At 69.7% G+C, this 15,487-nt stretch carries 17 protein-coding genes; 6 read left to right on the plus strand and 11 right to left on the minus strand.

The annotated features are described in order from the left end of the window. Positions 1–7: 7 nt before the first annotated feature. The 4 genes from A5692_RS23355 to A5692_RS23370 all read right to left on the minus strand — a co-directional run bounded on the left by A5692_RS23355 (position 8) and on the right by A5692_RS23370 (position 3,021). On the minus strand, positions 8–1,456 hold the full coding sequence (locus A5692_RS23355; RefSeq protein ID WP_068060550.1) for a catalase: 1,449 nt from the start codon (positions 1,454–1,456) through the stop codon (positions 8–10). A gap of 76 nt (positions 1,457–1,532) precedes the next feature. Beyond that, the gene (locus A5692_RS23360; RefSeq protein ID WP_068060887.1) at positions 1,533–2,006 is read right to left on the minus strand and encodes a hypothetical protein; all 474 of its coding nucleotides are present in this window, start codon (positions 2,004–2,006) and stop codon (positions 1,533–1,535) included. Positions 2,007–2,150: 144 nt separating this feature from the next. Then, entirely contained in the window at positions 2,151–2,522 is a 372-nt protein-coding gene (locus A5692_RS23365; RefSeq protein ID WP_068060552.1) for a hypothetical protein, read from the minus strand. A 46-nt stretch (positions 2,523–2,568) separates the two neighbouring features. Further along, the gene (locus tag A5692_RS23370) at positions 2,569–3,021 is read right to left on the minus strand and encodes a VOC family protein (RefSeq protein ID WP_068060555.1); all 453 of its coding nucleotides are present in this window, start codon (positions 3,019–3,021) and stop codon (positions 2,569–2,571) included. A 59-nt stretch (positions 3,022–3,080) separates the two neighbouring features. Between A5692_RS23370 and A5692_RS23375 the strand changes: the two genes are divergently transcribed. After that, positions 3,081–4,076, plus strand: a complete 996-nt coding sequence (locus A5692_RS23375; protein WP_068060558.1) for a glycoside hydrolase family 6 protein — start codon at positions 3,081–3,083, stop codon at positions 4,074–4,076. On the opposite strand, the gene A5692_RS23380 is transcribed toward A5692_RS23375, so the two are convergent. The 3 genes from A5692_RS23380 to A5692_RS23390 are packed head-to-tail and all read right to left on the minus strand — an operon-like array spanning position 4,077 to position 7,550. Beyond that, complete coding sequence (locus tag A5692_RS23380) at positions 4,077–5,216, minus strand: DUF4185 domain-containing protein (RefSeq protein WP_068060561.1); 1,140 nt, start codon at positions 5,214–5,216, stop codon at positions 4,077–4,079. A gap of 7 nt (positions 5,217–5,223) precedes the next feature. Next, positions 5,224–6,282, minus strand: a complete 1,059-nt coding sequence (locus A5692_RS23385; protein ID WP_068060564.1) for an aspartate-semialdehyde dehydrogenase — start codon at positions 6,280–6,282, stop codon at positions 5,224–5,226. Positions 6,283–6,284: 2 nt separating this feature from the next. Beyond that, the gene (locus tag A5692_RS23390; RefSeq protein WP_068060567.1) at positions 6,285–7,550 is read right to left on the minus strand and encodes an aspartate kinase; all 1,266 of its coding nucleotides are present in this window, start codon (positions 7,548–7,550) and stop codon (positions 6,285–6,287) included. A 243-nt stretch (positions 7,551–7,793) separates the two neighbouring features. Here A5692_RS23390 and leuA point away from each other — a divergent pair, with 243 nt between their 5' ends. After that, positions 7,794–9,635 carry a 2-isopropylmalate synthase gene (gene leuA / locus A5692_RS23395; protein WP_197514546.1) on the plus strand — a complete coding sequence of 614 codons (1,842 nt, stop codon included), beginning with the start codon at positions 7,794–7,796 and terminating at the stop codon, positions 9,633–9,635. 49 nt (positions 9,636–9,684) lie between these two features. On the opposite strand, the gene A5692_RS23400 is transcribed toward leuA, so the two are convergent. After that, positions 9,685–10,677: a DEDDh family exonuclease gene (locus A5692_RS23400; protein WP_082963034.1), complete on the minus strand. Its 993-nt coding sequence runs from the start codon at positions 10,675–10,677 to the stop codon at positions 9,685–9,687. 132 nt (positions 10,678–10,809) lie between these two features. On the opposite strand from A5692_RS23400, the gene A5692_RS23405 reads away from it, so the two are divergent. The 3 genes from A5692_RS23405 to A5692_RS23415 are packed head-to-tail and all read left to right on the plus strand — an operon-like array spanning position 10,810 to position 13,178. Next, entirely contained in the window at positions 10,810–12,039 is a 1,230-nt protein-coding gene (locus tag A5692_RS23405) for a Mur ligase family protein (protein WP_068060573.1), read from the plus strand. Beyond that, a complete protein-coding gene (locus A5692_RS23410) occupies positions 12,032–12,739 on the plus strand; it encodes a type 1 glutamine amidotransferase (RefSeq protein ID WP_068060576.1) in 708 nt (235 codons plus the stop codon). Before A5692_RS23405 ends, A5692_RS23410 begins: the two co-directional genes overlap by 8 nt. 1 nt (position 12,740) lies before the next feature. After that, entirely contained in the window at positions 12,741–13,178 is a 438-nt protein-coding gene (locus tag A5692_RS23415; RefSeq protein ID WP_068060579.1) for a hypothetical protein, read from the plus strand. A 7-nt stretch (positions 13,179–13,185) separates the two neighbouring features. On the opposite strand, the gene recR is transcribed toward A5692_RS23415, so the two are convergent. Continuing rightward, positions 13,186–13,797 carry a recombination mediator RecR gene (gene recR / locus A5692_RS23420; RefSeq protein ID WP_067922274.1) on the minus strand — a complete coding sequence of 204 codons (612 nt, stop codon included), beginning with the start codon at positions 13,795–13,797 and terminating at the stop codon, positions 13,186–13,188. A 13-nt stretch (positions 13,798–13,810) separates the two neighbouring features. After that, positions 13,811–14,158, minus strand: coding sequence for a YbaB/EbfC family nucleoid-associated protein (locus A5692_RS23425; RefSeq protein ID WP_068060582.1), 348 nt, complete (start codon positions 14,156–14,158; stop codon positions 13,811–13,813). Positions 14,159–14,256: 98 nt separating this feature from the next. On the opposite strand from A5692_RS23425, the gene A5692_RS23430 reads away from it, so the two are divergent. Continuing rightward, entirely contained in the window at positions 14,257–15,018 is a 762-nt protein-coding gene (locus A5692_RS23430) for an Rv3717 family N-acetylmuramoyl-L-alanine amidase (RefSeq protein WP_068060585.1), read from the plus strand. Here A5692_RS23430 and A5692_RS23435 read toward each other — a convergent pair whose 3' ends face one another. Next, positions 15,019–15,462 (minus strand): SRPBCC family protein, encoded by a 444-nt coding sequence (locus A5692_RS23435; protein WP_068060588.1) that lies wholly within the window; start codon positions 15,460–15,462, stop codon positions 15,019–15,021. Between the last annotated feature and the right edge of the window lie 25 nt (positions 15,463–15,487).

Genomic DNA, 15,487 nt, shown 5'->3' on the forward strand with positions numbered 1-15,487 from the left:
CGCGCGGTCAGCCCCCGTTCGCCCGCACGCCCTCCTCGACCTTCTTGCCGAGGTCGGGATCGACGTTGCGCCAGTACTCGAACACCCGCGACAGCACCGGCTCCTTGACGCCCTTCGAGACGTGCCCAATGATGTTGTGCGCCAACCGGTCCCGGGCCGCGTCGTCGAGGACGTCGCGGACCATGGTGCCGGCCTGACCCCAGTCGTCGTCCTCGGGGTGCAGCGTGTACGCGGCGCGGACCATGTCGCCGTCGGCGTGCCAGCGCACCTCCGCGGCGCGGGCCGGGTCGGCGTGCGGGCCGCCGTAGGAGTTGGGCGCGTAGACGGGGTCGGAGACGTTCTTGATCCGCATCGCCCCGTCCTTGGAGTAGCTGTTCACCTCGACCTTCGGTTCGTTGACCGGGATCTGCCGGTAGTTGGTCCCCAGCCGGGCGCGATGCGCGTCGGAATAGGAGAACCCGCGGGCCTGCAGCATCTTGTCGGGGCTCAGCCCGGTGCCGGGCACGGTGTTGTTCGGCTCGAAGGCGGCCTGCTCGATCTCGGTGTGATAGTCGGTGACGTTGCGGTTCAGCGTCATCTTGCCGACGTCGATCAACGGGTAGTCACCGTGCGGCCACACCTTGGTCAGGTCGAACGGGTTGAACCGGTAGTTGCGGGCCTCCTCGTAGGGCATGATCTGCATCCTCAGCGTCCAGCTGGGGTGGTTGCCCCCCTCGATCGCCTCGTAGAGGTCGCGCTGGTGGTAGTCGCCGTCCTCGCCGGCCAGCCGGTCCGCGTCCTCCTGGGGCAGGAAGTCGATGCCCTGGTCGGTGATGAAGTGGTACTTCACCCAGAAGATCTCGCCCGCGGCGTTGATCCAGCTGTAGGTGTGGCTGCTGTAGCCGTTCATGTGCCGCCACGACTTGGGAATGCCGCGATCACCCATCAGCCAGGTCACCTGGTGCGCCGACTCCGGCGACAGCGTCCAGAAGTCCCACTGCATGTTGTGGTCGCGCAAATTCGTTGCCTGCATGCGCTTTTGCGACCGGATGAAGTGCTGGAACTTCAGTGGGTCGCGCATGAAGAAGACGGGCGTGTTGTTGCCGACCAGGTCGAAGTTGCCCTCGCTGGTGTAGAACTTCAGCGCGAAGCCGCGCGGGTCACGCCAGGTGTCCGGGCTGCCGCGCTCGCCGGCGACCGTGGAGAACCGGGCGAGCATGTCCGTTTTGGTGCCGGGCTGGAACACCGCGGCCCTGGTGTACCTGCTGACGTCGTTGGTGACCTCGAAGGTGCCGAAGGCGCCGCCGCCCTTGGCGTGCGGTTGACGCTCCGGGATGCGCTCGCGGTTGAATTGGGCCATCTGCTCGATCAGGTAGTGGTCCTGCAGCAGGATCGGGCCGTCGGGCCCGACGGTCAACGACTGGTCGTCGCTGGGCGCAGCGATACCGGCGTCAGTGGTGGTGAAACGCTCCGTCATGTCGCTCTCTCCTCATTTGCTGGGCTCGGCTTTGACGATGAAAATTCCCGCGCGCCAATAACTCTGCGCGCACCCGTTACGGGCGCGGTGCGGGTGCGCCCGGCGTCGGGCTGGCCGGCGGCCCACCGGGACCGCTCAGACCGGGGCCGCCCGCCGGACCGCCGGGTCCACCCGGGCCGCCGGGGGGCATGGGCACGATCAAACCGGGCCCGCCGGAATTCCAGGGGCCGCCAGGGCCGGGCCCGCCCGACCCCCACGGCCCGGGGCCGTATCCCGGCCCCCACGGCCCGTTGCCCGGTCCGGGCCCCTCGGGGCCGCCCCCCGGTGTGAACATCTGGCCGTGGTGATGGTGGCAGTGGTGGTAGTACCCGACGACGAAGGCACCGGCGAAGAACACGGTGGAGATGATGAAGACGATCCCGGCGACGATGACCACCCACGCCGCGGCCATGTACAGCCTCGGGGGCTTCACCCGCTCGGGGAACGGCGGCGGGGGTGGCACTGGTGCGGACGGCGGCGGGGTCGGCGACGGTTCGGGTGTCTCGCTCATGCCTTGAATGATGCCCGGGGGCGCGGCGGGCATAACAGGTTCGGCACCACAAACTTGCTGTGAATCCCCGGCGCTGACCCAACGACGGGCAGCCCGGTGCTCTGCTGAGCACCGGGCTGCTGGTGGTTCGGTGGACGGGTTGGACTACCTGGCCGGGGCGACCGACGACGGAATCTGGCTGGGGCCGGGGGCGCCGGGGGTCGCCGGCGCGGGTCCGCCCTGCTGGATGCCGGCCGGTCCGCCGGCGCCGGGGCCGCCCGGACCGCCCATGCGGTGCGGGTGCATGAACGCCGCGTGGTGCTTGTGATGGTGGTGACCGTGGTGGCCGCCGCGGTGGCCGAGGATGAAGCCGGTGAAGAACACGACCGCGACGATGAACACGATCCCGGCGACGATGGCGACCCACGCGGCGAATTGGAAGACGCGCGGGGCGCGGTATGCCGCCGCGGCTTCCGCGGCGACCGGTGCAGTTGCGGTGGCGGACCGCACAGTGGGGGTTTCAGGTGTTTCACTCATGAGACAAATGATGAAGCCGTTAACACTAGTTGCGGCTATGCGCTCCTTATGTAGCAGCTGTGAGGTCAAACCCCGTCTTCAGCTGGTCAAACGCGCCGATCTCACGCCCGGATACGCGTGAGCCGCCCGAGCCAGCCTGGGCCGGCTCGGACAACATGAAGCGGTGCCCTTCCGGGGACCTCAGCCCCATCTCCCGCCTGCCCCACGGCTCGGTCCGCGGCGGTTTGATGACCTCGGCACGCTCCGCCAGGGCGCGCCGGTGGTAGTCATCCACACCGACAACCGTCAGGTACGCCAGGTAACTGTGGTCGCCGACTTCGGACCCGGGTAGGGCGTGGGGGCACCGACCGAGCCGGAAGGTCACGGACCCCGCGGTGCAGAAGATCCAATTGCCGGGGTCCGGCTCGGTGATCGTGCAGCCGAGCACGTTGTGGAACCAGTTGGCGGCCTTGTCGAGGTCGTGCACGGCCAGGACCGGATCGGCGCTGACGAATTCCATGGCAGCAGTGTGACCCCACGATTGGCGTTCGGCGCCGCGGACCCACTAATTTCCCTGACGTGATGTTCTCAGCTGCCGGCGCGGTCGCGCGCTGGATCGGCCCCCTCCTCACGGTTGCCGCCATCGGCCTTCTTGCCGGCCCGCCGCACGCCGGCCCCGCGCCGGCGGTGCGCCTGGCCGACGATGCGAACCCGTTGGCCGGCATGCCGTTCTACGTCAACCCCAACTCGGCGGCGATGCGCGCCGCGCAGCATGCCGACCCGCCGAGCCCGGAGTTGACCGCGATCGCCAATACGCCGCAGGCGTACTGGATCGTCCCGGGCTCTTCCGCGGCCACGATCGCGAAGTACACCGGCGACGCGCAGGCCGCCGGCGCGATCCCGGTGCTGGCGATCTACGGAATCCCGCACCGCGACTGCGGCAGCTTCGCCGCGGGTGGGCTCGCGACGGCCGACGACTACCGCGGGTGGATCAGCGGCATCGCCAACGACGTCGGCGGCACCCGAACGGCGATCATCCTCGAACCCGACGCGCTCGCCATGGCCGACTGCCTGTCCGCCGACCAGCGCCAGGAACGCTACGACCTGATCCGCTACGCCGTCGACACCCTGGCGCGCAACCCGGCCACGGCCGTGTACGTCGATGCCGGCCACCTGCGGTGGCACAGCCCCGAGGACATGGCCGCCAGGCTCAACCAGGTCGACGTCGGCCACGCGCGGGGCTTCAGCGTCAACACCGCGAACTTCTACACCACCGAGGACGAAATCGGTTACGGCGAAGCGATTTCCGGGCTGACGAACGGTTCGCACTACGTGATCGACACGTCGCGCAACGGCGTCGGACCGGCGCCCGACTCCAGGCTCAACTGGTGCAACCCCAGCGGCCGGGCGCTGGGCACCCCGCCCACCACGGCCACCGCGGGCGCGCACGCCGACGCCTATCTGTGGATCAAACGCCCGGGCGAATCCGACGGAACATGCGACAACGGCGATCCACCGGCGGGCACCTTCGTCAGCCAGTACGCGATCGATCTGGCCCACAACTCGGGCCACTGATCACGGTTTGAACGGGTTCACCGCGAACTGGATCACCCGGTACGGCGCCGCGACCCGGGCCCGGGTGTCCCACTGGCTCACGAAGATTCGCAGCTCGTCCAGGGTGGAGCCGGGCGAGATGTACCCGCCGTACGGTTGCGCGAGCCGGTTGTCGTAGGGCGGCGGCAGGCTCTCCGCGGGATCCGGCCACTCGTCGTGCTGCACCACCGTGGTCACCGGTGCGTCGCCCAGCCCGGTCGGATCGTCGGCGACGCGGACCTCCATGTTGCCGGTGACGGCGTTGAAGTACGACAGCACGGCCTTGCCGTCGATCTGCCGGATGCACAACTCGCCGACGGCGTCCGGCCACAGCGGGGTGGGCGGCTTGCCCCAGCCGCCGTGCGTGCCGGCCGCCCAGCCCTGCCAGCGGGACCGGTCGGTAAACCCTTGCGGGGTGGCCCGGTACAGCAGAACGGGGTCTCTGCGGGTGAAGCTGTCCGCGACGATGTACACCCACCCGGTGGGCGAGTCCGGGGTGGGGATCGGGTCGTAGTAGCCGCTGATTTGAGTCTGCGAGCCACCCTGATACGACGCGGGCCGCCGCGATCCGGCGATGGTCTGCCACCCCGCCCGCGCGGGCTCGGCCGTCACCAGCCGTGAGCTTTGCGGCTCGAGGTTTTTCGTCGTCGTCACCATCACGTAGTTGCGCCGGTTGATCTGGACCACCCCGGCGGGCAGCTGCGAGGCGCCCGGCGGAGTGGGGTCGGCCAGCAGCGGATTGCCGATCCCGGTGACGCCGGTGTAGCGCACACCGGCCGGGTCGTCGACGGACGCGGTGTCCACGTGCAGCGCCACCGGCGCGTACCAGCCGCCGAACCCGACGCCCTGGCCGGCGAAGCTGTCGCCGCAGACCTGCAACAGTTCGGTGGGGAACTCGACGAACTCACAGAGGTCGGTCGCCCCGATGCCGTAGTCGCCGGTGGGCGTGCCGGTGCCTGCCGTGGGACCGATCCGCAACACCTGACCGGGTGCCAGCGGGCCCACGATGGGCTCGGGGGCCGGTGCCGGCGGGTCGGCGCGGGCAACCGAAAACCATTGTGGCGCAAACAGAGTCAGTGCAAGCGAGCACCGCGCGACCAGTCGGGTATGCGCGGTGCTCACCCGCGGATCACAGCTGGGCGGCCAGCAACTCGGCGATCTGGATGGTGTTCAGCGCCGCCCCCTTGCGCAGATTGTCCCCCGAGACGAACAGAGCCAGGCCGCGCCCGTCGGGCACACCCGGGTCATGTCGGATGCGGCCGACCAGCGACTCGTCGACGCCGGCGGCCGCCAACGGGGTCGGCACGTCGACCACCTTCACGCCGGGCGCCACCTCGAGCAGTTCCCGGGCGCGCTCGGGCGACAGCGGCCGGGCGAATTCGGCGTTGATCGACAGCGAGTGGCCGGTGAACACCGGCACCCGCACGCAGGTTCCGCTCACCGCCAGCTCGGGTATGCCGAGGATCTTGCGGCTCTCGTGCCGCAGCTTCTGGTCCTCGTCGGTCTCGCCGGAGCCGTCGTCCACCAGCGAGCCGGCCAGCGGCACCACGTTGAACGCGATCGGCGCGACGTACGTTGTGGGAGCGGGGAACTCGACCGCGGAGCCGTCGTGCACCAACCGCTCGGCGTCGTCGATGACCGCGCGCGCCTGCGTCGCCAGCTCCTCGACCCCGGCCAGGCCGCTGCCCGACACCGCCTGATAGCTCGAGACCACCAGGCGCACCAGCCCGGCCTCGTCGTGCAGCACCTTGAGCACCGGCATGGCGGCCATCGTGGTGCAGTTGGGGTTGGCGATGATGCCCTTGGGCCTGCGGTGTGCGTCCCGGTCGAAGTTGACCTCGGACACCACCAACGGCACGTCCGGGTCCTTGCGCCAAGCCGACGAATTGTCGATCACCGTCACCCCGGCCGCGGCGAACCGCGGCGCCTGCACCAGCGACATCGTCTTGCCCGCGGAGAACAGCGCGATGTCCAGCCCGGTCGGGTCCGCGGTCGCCGCGTCCTCGACCTCGATCTCCTGCCCGCGGAATTCCAGCTTGCGCCCCTGCGAGCGCGCGGACGCGAAGAACCGCACCTTTAACTCGCCGCCAGTGGCCGGGAAGTCCCGCTCGTCGAGCAACTTACGCATCACCTGGCCCACCTGGCCGGTGGCGCCTACAACGCCTATTGACACGCTATTCGCGCCCATCTCTACCTGCCCGTCCCCGCATACACCGTCGCCTTCTCGTCCCCGCCGAGACCGAACGCCTCATGCAACGCCACGACGGCCTTGTCTAGTTCGGTGTCGCGGCACAGCACCGAGATACGGATCTCGGAGGTGGAGATCAGTTCGATGTTCACGCCGACGGCGGCCAGGGCCTCACAGAACGTCGCGGTGACGCCGGGGTGGCTGCGCATGCCCGCGCCGATCAGCGACACCTTGCCGATGTGGTCGTCGTAGAGCAGCTGGGTGAACCCGATCTCGTCCTTGAGCGCGTCCAGCTTGGCCACCGCGGTGGGCCCGCTGTCCCGCGAGCAGGTGAAGGTGATGTCGGTCTTGCCGTCCTCGACCTTGGAGACGTTCTGCAGCACCATGTCGATGTTCACGTCGGCGTCCGCGACGGCCCGGAACACCCGGGCCGCGTAGCCGGGGATGTCGGGGATGCCGACGACGGTCACCTTCGCCTCGCTGCGGTCGTGCGCGACTCCGGTCAGGATGGGGTCTTCCATGGCTATGTCCTTGATCGATCCGATGACGACGGTGCCCGGCTTGTCCGAGTACGACGAGCGGACGTGCACCGGAATGTTGTAGCGGCGGGCGTATTCCACGCAGCGCAGCATCAGCACCTTGGCGCCGCACGCCGCCATTTCGAGCATCTCCTCGAAGGTCACCCGGTCCAGCCGGCGCGCGTTGTGCACGATCCTCGGGTCCGCGGTGAAGATGCCGTCCACGTCGGTGTAGATCTCGCAGACGTCGGCGTGCAGCGCGGCGGCCAGCGCCACGGCGGTGGTGTCCGAGCCACCGCGGCCCAGCGTGGTGACGTCACGGGTGTCCTGGCTGACGCCCTGGAATCCGGCGACCAGCACGATGCGCCCCTCGTCGAGCGCCTCCTGCAGCCGGCCCGGCGTGACCTCGATGATCTTGGCGTTGCCGTGGGTGCCGGTGGTGATGACGCCGGCCTGCGAGCCGGTGAACGACCGCGCCTGCGCGCCCATCGATTCGATCGCCATGGCCACCAACGCGTTGGAGATGCGCTCCCCGGCGGTCAGCAGCATGTCGAGCTCCCGCGGCGGCGGCGCCGGGCACACCTGCTGGGCCAGGTCCATCAGGTCGTCGGTGGTGTCGCCCATCGCGGAGACGACCACGACGACGTCGTTGCCCTGCTTCTTGGTCGCGACGATGCGCTCGGCGACGCGGCGGATCCGGTCGGCGTCGGCCACCGAGGATCCGCCGTACTTTTGCACGACGAGCGCCACGTTATTGTTCCCGCATTCTTCCCGCCCTTGGGCACGTTCTGAGTCCAGAACAGAATACGTGGCTGCGCATAGCGGTTTACGCCGCGATACCGGCCGCCCCGACCTGCGGTTTTCGCCGAGTTGTCGCGCAATTTTCGCTCGGGGCGCCGAGCGCGGTAGAGTTTTCGGCGTGCAGCGGGTGCTCCTCCTCGGACGCCGCGACGGGGTCTGATCCAGACCGGCTTCCCGTCGCGGGTGTTCGCGATGCGCCGGTCTGAGGTTCCTTCTGACACCCCCGGAGCAACTACCGTGACTTCCAACCCCGACGCCTACACCTCGGCGCGAACCATCACCCAACCCGCGGGACCGCCCCGGCCGGGGCAGCCCGCCTGGAATCCCCAGCGGGGCTCGGCGATGCCGGTCAACCGGTACCGGTCCTTCGCCGAAGAGGTCGAACCCATCCGGCTGCCCGACCGCACCTGGCCCGACCGTGTCATCGACCGCGCGCCGCTGTGGTGCGCGGTGGACCTGCGCGACGGCAACCAGGCGCTGATCGACCCGATGAGCCCCGCCCGCAAGCGCCGCATGTTCGACCTGCTGGTGCGCATGGGCTACAAGGAGATCGAGGTCGGCTTCCCCTCGGCCAGCCAGACCGACTTCGATTTCGTCCGCGAGATCATCACCGACGGGGCCATTCCCGATGACGTCACCATCCAGGTGCTGACCCAGTGCCGCCCGGAACTCATCGAGCGCACCTTCGCCGCGTGCGACGGCGCGCCACGGGCCATCGTGCACTTCTACAACTCGACGTCAATCCTGCAGCGCCGCGTGGTGTTTCGCGCGGACCGCGCCGCCGTGCAGGCGATCGCCACCGAGGGCGCGCGCAAGTGCGTCGAGGAGGCCGCCAAATACCCTGGCACGCAATGGCGTTTCGAATATTCGCCGGAGTCCTACACCGGAACCGAGCTGGAGTACGCCAGGCAGGTGTGTGACGCCGTCGGCGAGATCATCGCGCCGACCCCGGACAACCCGATCATCTTCAACCTGCCCGCCACGGTAGAGATGGCCACCCCCAACGTCTATGCCGACTCGATCGAGTGGATGAGCCGCAACCTGGCCAACCGGGAATCGGTCATCCTGAGCCTGCATCCGCACAACGACCGCGGAACGGCCGTCGCCGCAGCCGAATTGGGCTACGCCGCCGGCGCCGACCGCATCGAGGGCTGCCTGTTCGGCAACGGCGAGCGCACCGGCAACGTGTGCCTGGTGACGCTGGGGCTCAACCTGTTCTCCCGCGGCGTGGACCCGCAGATCGACTTCTCCAACATCGACGAGATCCGCCGCACCGTGGAGTACTGCAACCAGCTGCCGGTGCACGAGCGTCACCCCTACGGCGGGGACCTGGTCTACACCGCGTTCTCGGGCAGCCACCAGGACGCCATCAACAAGGGCCTGGATCAGATGAAGATCGACGCGGACGCGGCGGACTCCGACGTCGAGGACATGCTCTGGCAGGTGCCGTATCTGCCGATCGACCCCAAGGACGTCGGGCGCACCTACGAGGCGGTGATCCGGGTCAACTCGCAGTCCGGCAAGGGCGGGGTCGCCTACATCATGAAGTCGGACCACGGCCTGGCCCTGCCGCGGCGGCTGCAGATCGAGTTCTCCCAGGTGGTCCAGAAGATCACCGAAGGCGAGGGCGGCGAGGTCTCCCCCAAGGAGATGTGGGACGCGTTCTACGAGGAGTACCTGGCCCCGGTGTGGCCGCTGGAGCGGATGAAACAGCGGGTCGAGGCGTCGGAGGAGGACAGCGGCAGCACCACGATCGCGGCGACCGTGAAGGTCAATGGGATCGAGACCGAGATCAACGGCGCCGGCAACGGCCCGCTGGCGGCCTTCGTCCACGCGCTGGGTGACGTGGGGTTCGACGTCGCGGTCCTGGACTACTCCGAGCACGCGATGAGCGCCGGTGACGACGCGCAGGCCGCGGCGTACGTGGAGGCGTCGGTCAACGGCAAGACCGTCTGGGGCGTCGGCATCGCGCCGTCGATCACCACCGCGTCGTTGCGGGCGGTCGTGTCCGCGGTCAACCGCGCGTCGCGTTAGACCCCCGCATCCGACGCCTGGCGCTTCCGCGGCGCGGCGGGCTGGACCGTCAGAACAGCGCGAGCTGCTGATCCACCCCGGTGGTGTCGGTGAATTCCTCCATGCTGGTGCCGCCGACCACGGCGCGGATGGAGTCCATGAACTGCGAGTCGGAAATCACCGGGATGCCCAGCTGGCGCGCCAGGTAGCCCTTGCCCTGCTCCGGGGCGGGATGGTTGCAGATCACCAGCGACGTCTCCCCGTCGACGGCGTCGCTGTAGGCCAGCCCGGCATGCAGGATCCGCTCGACGAGTTCCTCGTGGGTGCGCCCGACCTCGGCCGCCAGGGCCACCCGCATGCCCTGCACCAGCGGCCTGCCGCACACGTAGTGGCCGGGGTTGAGATACGGGCAGGGCATTCGCGACGCCAGCACCTTCAACGGGCGCAGTTCGTCATGGGTGACGCGGCCGTTCGGCCACCGGCGCCGGGTCACCGGATGCACCGGCAGCCAGATGTCGCGTTCACGCGCCCGCTGGAGCGCCGACGCCAGCACACCGGTCAGCACCAGTGCGTCGTCGAAGGCGTCGTGCGGCCGCTCCTGGGTGACACTCCAGTGCGCCGCGAGGGTCTCCAACCGCAGGTTGTCGAGGCCGAGGTCCAGCCGCCGGGCCAGCTCGACCGTGCACATCACCGAGTCGACGGGCAGTTCGGCCTCGGCGAGCTCGGCTTCCGCGGCCAGGAACGCGTAGTCGAACGCGACGTTGTGGGCCACCAGCGTGCGGCCGTCGAGCACCTTCACCACGTCGTCGACGACGTCGGCGAACTGCGGTTGGTCTTCCAGCATGGCGGTGGTCAGGCCGTGCACGTGGGTGGGGCCCGGGTCCACGCCGGGGTTGAGCAGGCTGACGACCGACTGCTCGACGCGGCCGTCGGAATCGAGACCCAGCACCGCCAGGCTGATCACCCGTGCCTGACCCGGCCGGAAGCCCGACGTCTCGACGTCGATGACGGCCCACCCCCCGACCGGCTCGCCGGCCGGCCTACCCCAGGACATGCCGTTCATGACTTGAGAATGGCACGTCCGACCGACATCGCCGGGTCGCTTCGCGGCCGTGTCGGTCGATGAATTCGATGAGGGCGACCCGCAGCGCCCGGCACTCTGCACCGCGCTTGCGATCGCCCTTAAACTGCGCGGGTGATCACCACCCGCGCACGTCTGGCCCTCGCCGCGGGAGCGAGCGCGCGCTGGGCGTCGCGGGTGAGCGGACGCGGAGCCGGGGCGATGATCGGCGGGCTGATCGCGATGACCCTGGACCGGTCGGTGCTGCGCCAGCTCGCGGCCGGACGGCGCACCGTCGTCGTCACCGGCACCAACGGCAAGTCGACCACCACCCGGATGACCGCTGCCGCGCTCGGCACCCTGGGCTCGGTGGCCACCAATGCCGAGGGCGCCAACATGGACGCCGGCCTGGTCGCGGCGCTGGCCGCCAATCGCGAGGCGGCGCTGGCTGCCCTCGAGGTCGACGAGATGCATGTGCCCCACGTGTCGGATGCCGTCGACCCCGCGGTCGTCGTGCTGCTCAACCTGTCGCGCGACCAGCTGGACCGCGTCGGCGAGATCAACGTCATCGAGCGCACGCTGCGAGCGGGGCTGGCGCGGCACCCGAAGGCGGTCGTCGTCGCCAACTGCGACGACGTGCTCATGACGTCGGCGGCCTACGACAGCCCGAACGTCGTGTGGGTGGCCGCGGGCGGCTCGTGGGCGAACGACTCGGTCAGCTGCCCGCGCAGCGGCGAGGTGATCGTCCGCGAGAAGGGCCACTGGTATTCCACCGGCGCGGACTTCAAGCGACCCAGCCCGCAGTGGTGGTTCGACGACGAGACGCTGTACGGGCCCGACGGGCTGGCCCTGCCGATGCGGCTGGCGCTGCCGGGCGCGGTCAACCGCGGCAACGCCGCCCAGGCCGTCGCCGCGGCCGTCGCGCTGGGCGCGGACCCGGCCCGGGCCGTCGCGGCCGTCGGCCGGGTCGACGAGGTCGCCGGGCGCTACCGGACCGTCCGCATCGGCGACCACGAAGCGCGCATCCTGCTGGCCAAGAACCCCGCCGGATGGCAGGAGGCGCTGTCGATGGTCGACAAGCACGCGGCCGGGGTGGTCATCGCGGTCAACGGTCAGGTGCCGGACGGCGAGGACCTGTCCTGGCTGTGGGACGTGCGGTTCGAACACTTCGAGAAGACCGCGGTCGTCGCCGCCGGGGAACGCGGCACCGACCTCGCGGTGCGCCTCGGCTATGCGGGCGTCGACCACGCCCTGGTGCACGACACCCTGGCCGCCATCGCGTCCTGCCCGCCCGGCCGGATCGAGGTCGTCGCCAACTACACCGCGTTCCTCCAGCTGCAACGGGCATTGGGGCGTCATGGCTGACTCGACCGTGCGCATCGGCCTGGTGCTGCCCGACGTGATGGGCACCTACGGCGACGGTGGCAACGCGCTGGTGCTGCGCCAGCGGCTGCGGTTGCGGGGCATCGCCGCCGACATCGTCGAGATCACGCTGGCCGACCCGGTGCCGGACTCGCTGGACCTCTACACCCTGGGCGGGGCGGAGGACTACGCCCAGCGGCTGGCCACCAGGCACCTGATCAAGCATCCCGGGCTGCAGCGCGCCGCCGAACGTGGCGCGCCCGTGCTGGCGATCTGCGCCGCGGTCCAGGTGCTTGGGCAGTGGTATGAGACGTCGGCGGGTGAACGGGTCGACGGCGTCGGCCTGCTCGACGCGACCACGTCGCCGCAGGAGGCCCGCACCATCGGCGAACTGATCACCAAGCCGCTGCTGCCCGGCCTGACCCAACGGCTCACCGGTTTCGAGAACCACCGGGGCGGCACCGTGCTCGGCGCCGCCGCGTCGCCGCTGGGCGCGGTGACCAAGGGCGCCGGCAACCGGGCGGGCGACGGCTACGACGGCGCGGTGCAGGGCAGCGTCGTCGCCACCTACATGCATGGGCCGTGCCTGGCCCGCAATCCCGAGCTGGCCGACCTGCTGCTCGGGAAGGTGGTCGGTGACCTGGCACCGCTGGACCTCCCGGAGGTCGACCTGCTGCGCCGGGAGCGACTGGCGGCGCGCTGACATGAGGAAAGACATCGCCAGAAGCAGCCGGCCGGGGTGGGCGGGCGGCGGCGCCCTGCTCGTCGCGGCCGCACTGCTTACGCCGGTGCCCGCGCACGCTGCCCCGGAGGTGCCGAGCGGTCGGTACACCGTGGTCTATACCGACAGCGACAAGTCGACCTACTGGCTGTTCGCCCCGTGCGGGTCGGACTGCACGCTGGCAACCTCGCAAGACGGCGGGACGTTCGTCATCAGCTGGGAGTTCGACCTCGCGAACGGACGCTGGACCCACAGCGGCGCGACGCAGGCGCCGTGCGCGAACGGAGCCTCGGTCCCGGCAACCGTCGACTACAGCTTCGACGCCGTGTCGCTTGCCGGTGAGGGCCGGACGACCACGTCGGACGGGTGTGGCGGTCCAGGCTCGACCGTCACCCGACCGTTCCGATTGATTAAGTCCTGACCGATCCTCAGACCATCGCCCGGCGCCCGGCCAGGGCGCGGCCCAGCGTCAGTTCGTCGGCGAACTCCAAGTCGCCGCCCATCGGCAGGCCGGAGGCGATCCGTGTCACGGTCAGCCCGGGGATGTCGCGCAGCATCCGCACCAGGTAGGTGGCGGTCGCCTCGCCCTCGGTGTTGGGGTCGGTGGCGATGATCACCTCGGCGATGTCCACGTCGTCGACCCGCTCCCCGATCCGGCTCAGCAACTCGCGGATCCGCAGCTGCTCGGGCCCCACCCCGGAGAGCGGATCCAGCGCACCGCCCAGCACGTGGTAGCGGCCGCGGAACTCGCGGGTGCGCTCGACGGCCTGGACATCCTTCGGCTCCTCGACGACGCACACCAGGGAACCGTCCCGGCGGGGGTCCGAGCAGATCCGGCAGCGCTCGTTGTCCGAGACGTTGCCGCACACCGCGCAGAACCGCACGCCGTCGCGGACCTTCCCGAGCGCCGCGGTCAGCCGGTCGATGTCCGGCGGTTCGACGGACAACAGGTGGAAGGCGATGCGTTGCGCGCTCTTGGGCCCGATACCCGGCAGCTTGCCGAGCTCGTCGATCAAATCCTGGACGGGTCCTTCAAACATGTCGGCGGAGGGTCTAGAGCTCCGGCGCCGGCGCCGGAGGCTGGCCCGGGGGCGGGCCGCCCAAACCGCCGGCCAGCGCGCCCAACCGTTCCTGAGCCATGCGGGTGACCTGCTTGGACGCGTCGGCCATGGCGCCGACGATCAGGTCCTGCAGCGTCTCGACATCCCCGGGATCGACGACCTGGGGATCGATCCGCACCGCGACCACCTCGCCGCTGCCTTTGACCGTCACCTTGACCAGGCCTCCGCCGGCCTGCCCGTGTATCTCGGCGTTCGCGAGCTGTTGCTGGGCCTCCATCAACTTCTGCTGCATCTGCTGCGCCTGGGCCAGCAGCGCCGACATGTCACCTCCGGGTTGCATGACAGTCCCCTCGCATCTTGGTCTCGAGTTGGTTTCGCCTGCGGGTGTCCGGCGATTCGAAACACCCAGCGTAGACCGCGCGAGGCTACCTTTGCGCCGTGGACCTACGAGTGAGCAGGCGTGTCGGCGTCAGGTTGGTCATCGGTGTGCTGGTTGCCGCTTCGACGGCGATCACCCCGTCCGCGTGGGGTGTCCCCTCCAACATCGCCGGGATGGTGGTTTTCATCGATCCCGGCCACAACGGCGCCAACGACGCATCGATCAGTCGTCAGGTGCCCACCGGCCGCGGCGGCACCAAGGACTGCCAGGCGAGCGGGACGTCGACCAACAGCGGCTATCCGGAACACACCTTCACCTGGGACACCGCGCTGCGCGTCCGCCAGGAGTTGAACGCCCTCGGCGTCCGGACCGCGATGGCGCGCGGGAACGACACCGGGCTGGGGCCGTGCGTCGACGAGCGCGCCAACATGGCCAACGCGCTGCACCCGAACGCGGTCCTGAGCATCCACGCCGACGGGGGGCCGGCGTCGGGCCGCGGGTTCCACGTCAACTACTCGGCCCCGCCGCTCAACCAGGTGCAGGCCGGGCCGTCGGTCCAGTACGCGCGGATCATGCGCGACCAGATGCAGGCCTCCGGGATCCCGCCGGCCAACTACATCGGCCAGAGCGGGCTGTACGGGCGCTCGGACCTGACCGGGCTGAACCTGGCGCAGTACCCGTCCATCCTGGTCGAGTGCGGCAACATGAAGAACCCCGCGGACTCGGCGCTGATGGAGTCGGCGGAAGGCAGGCAGAAGTACGCCGACGCGATGGTCCGCGGCGTCGCGGGCTTCCTGGCCTCGCAGGGCCAGGCGCGCTAGCTAGGCCGAGCCTTCCAATTCGTTCTTCAGGTTGGCCAGCACCTCGCCCTGAATCCTCTTCAGCCCCAACGGCGCAAAGGTCTTCTCGAAGAACCCCTTGATGCCGCCCGCACCGGTCCAGGTGGTCTTCACGGTCACGCTGGAGCCGGGTCCGGCGGGGGCCACGGTCCAGTTGATGATCATCGACGAGTTCGCGTCCTTCTCGATGACGGAGTGGCCGGCGACGTCGACGTCGACCTGCACGTCGCGGACGCGCGATTTGGTCGCCTGCAGCTTCCACTTGGCCACCGTGCCCGCGCCCTGGCCGCCCTGCAACACCTGGTAGTCGCTGTACTGAGGGGACAGAATCTTCGGGCGCACCGTCTGATAGTCCGCGACGGCCGCCAGCGTGGCAGCCGGCTCGGTATTGACCAAAATCGTGCTGGCAGCACTCACCTGTCCCAAGACAAACTCCTGAAGCTATGCCGCC

It is taken from the genome of Mycobacterium sp. E342, from assembly GCF_001667665.1.
In the GTDB taxonomy this organism is placed as follows: Bacteria; Actinomycetota; Actinomycetes; order Mycobacteriales; family Mycobacteriaceae; genus Mycobacterium.

Bases quoted from the DNA above. Each gene is read 5' to 3' on its own strand.
- A5692_RS23410 (WP_068060576.1), top strand. From the start codon at position 12,032: ATGGCTGACTCGACCGTGCGCATCGGCCTGGTGCTGCCCGACGTGATG.
- A5692_RS23415 (WP_068060579.1), top strand. From the start codon at position 12,741: ATGAGGAAAGACATCGCCAGAAGCAGCCGGCCGGGGTGGGCGGGCGGC.
- A5692_RS23425 (WP_068060582.1), bottom strand. From the start codon at position 14,158: ATGCAACCCGGAGGTGACATGTCGGCGCTGCTGGCCCAGGCGCAGCAG.
- A5692_RS23365 (WP_068060552.1), bottom strand. From the start codon at position 2,522: ATGAGTGAAACACCTGAAACCCCCACTGTGCGGTCCGCCACCGCAACT.
- A5692_RS23370 (WP_068060555.1), bottom strand. From the start codon at position 3,021: ATGGAATTCGTCAGCGCCGATCCGGTCCTGGCCGTGCACGACCTCGAC.
- A5692_RS23385 (WP_068060564.1), bottom strand. From the start codon at position 6,282: ATGGGCGCGAATAGCGTGTCAATAGGCGTTGTAGGCGCCACCGGCCAG.
- leuA (WP_197514546.1), top strand. From the start codon at position 7,794: ATGCGCCGGTCTGAGGTTCCTTCTGACACCCCCGGAGCAACTACCGTG.
- A5692_RS23355 (WP_068060550.1), bottom strand. From the start codon at position 1,456: ATGACGGAGCGTTTCACCACCACTGACGCCGGTATCGCTGCGCCCAGC.
- A5692_RS23400 (WP_082963034.1), bottom strand. From the start codon at position 10,677: ATGAACGGCATGTCCTGGGGTAGGCCGGCCGGCGAGCCGGTCGGGGGG.
- recR (WP_067922274.1), bottom strand. From the start codon at position 13,797: ATGTTTGAAGGACCCGTCCAGGATTTGATCGACGAGCTCGGCAAGCTG.
- A5692_RS23360 (WP_068060887.1), bottom strand. From the start codon at position 2,006: ATGAGCGAGACACCCGAACCGTCGCCGACCCCGCCGCCGTCCGCACCA.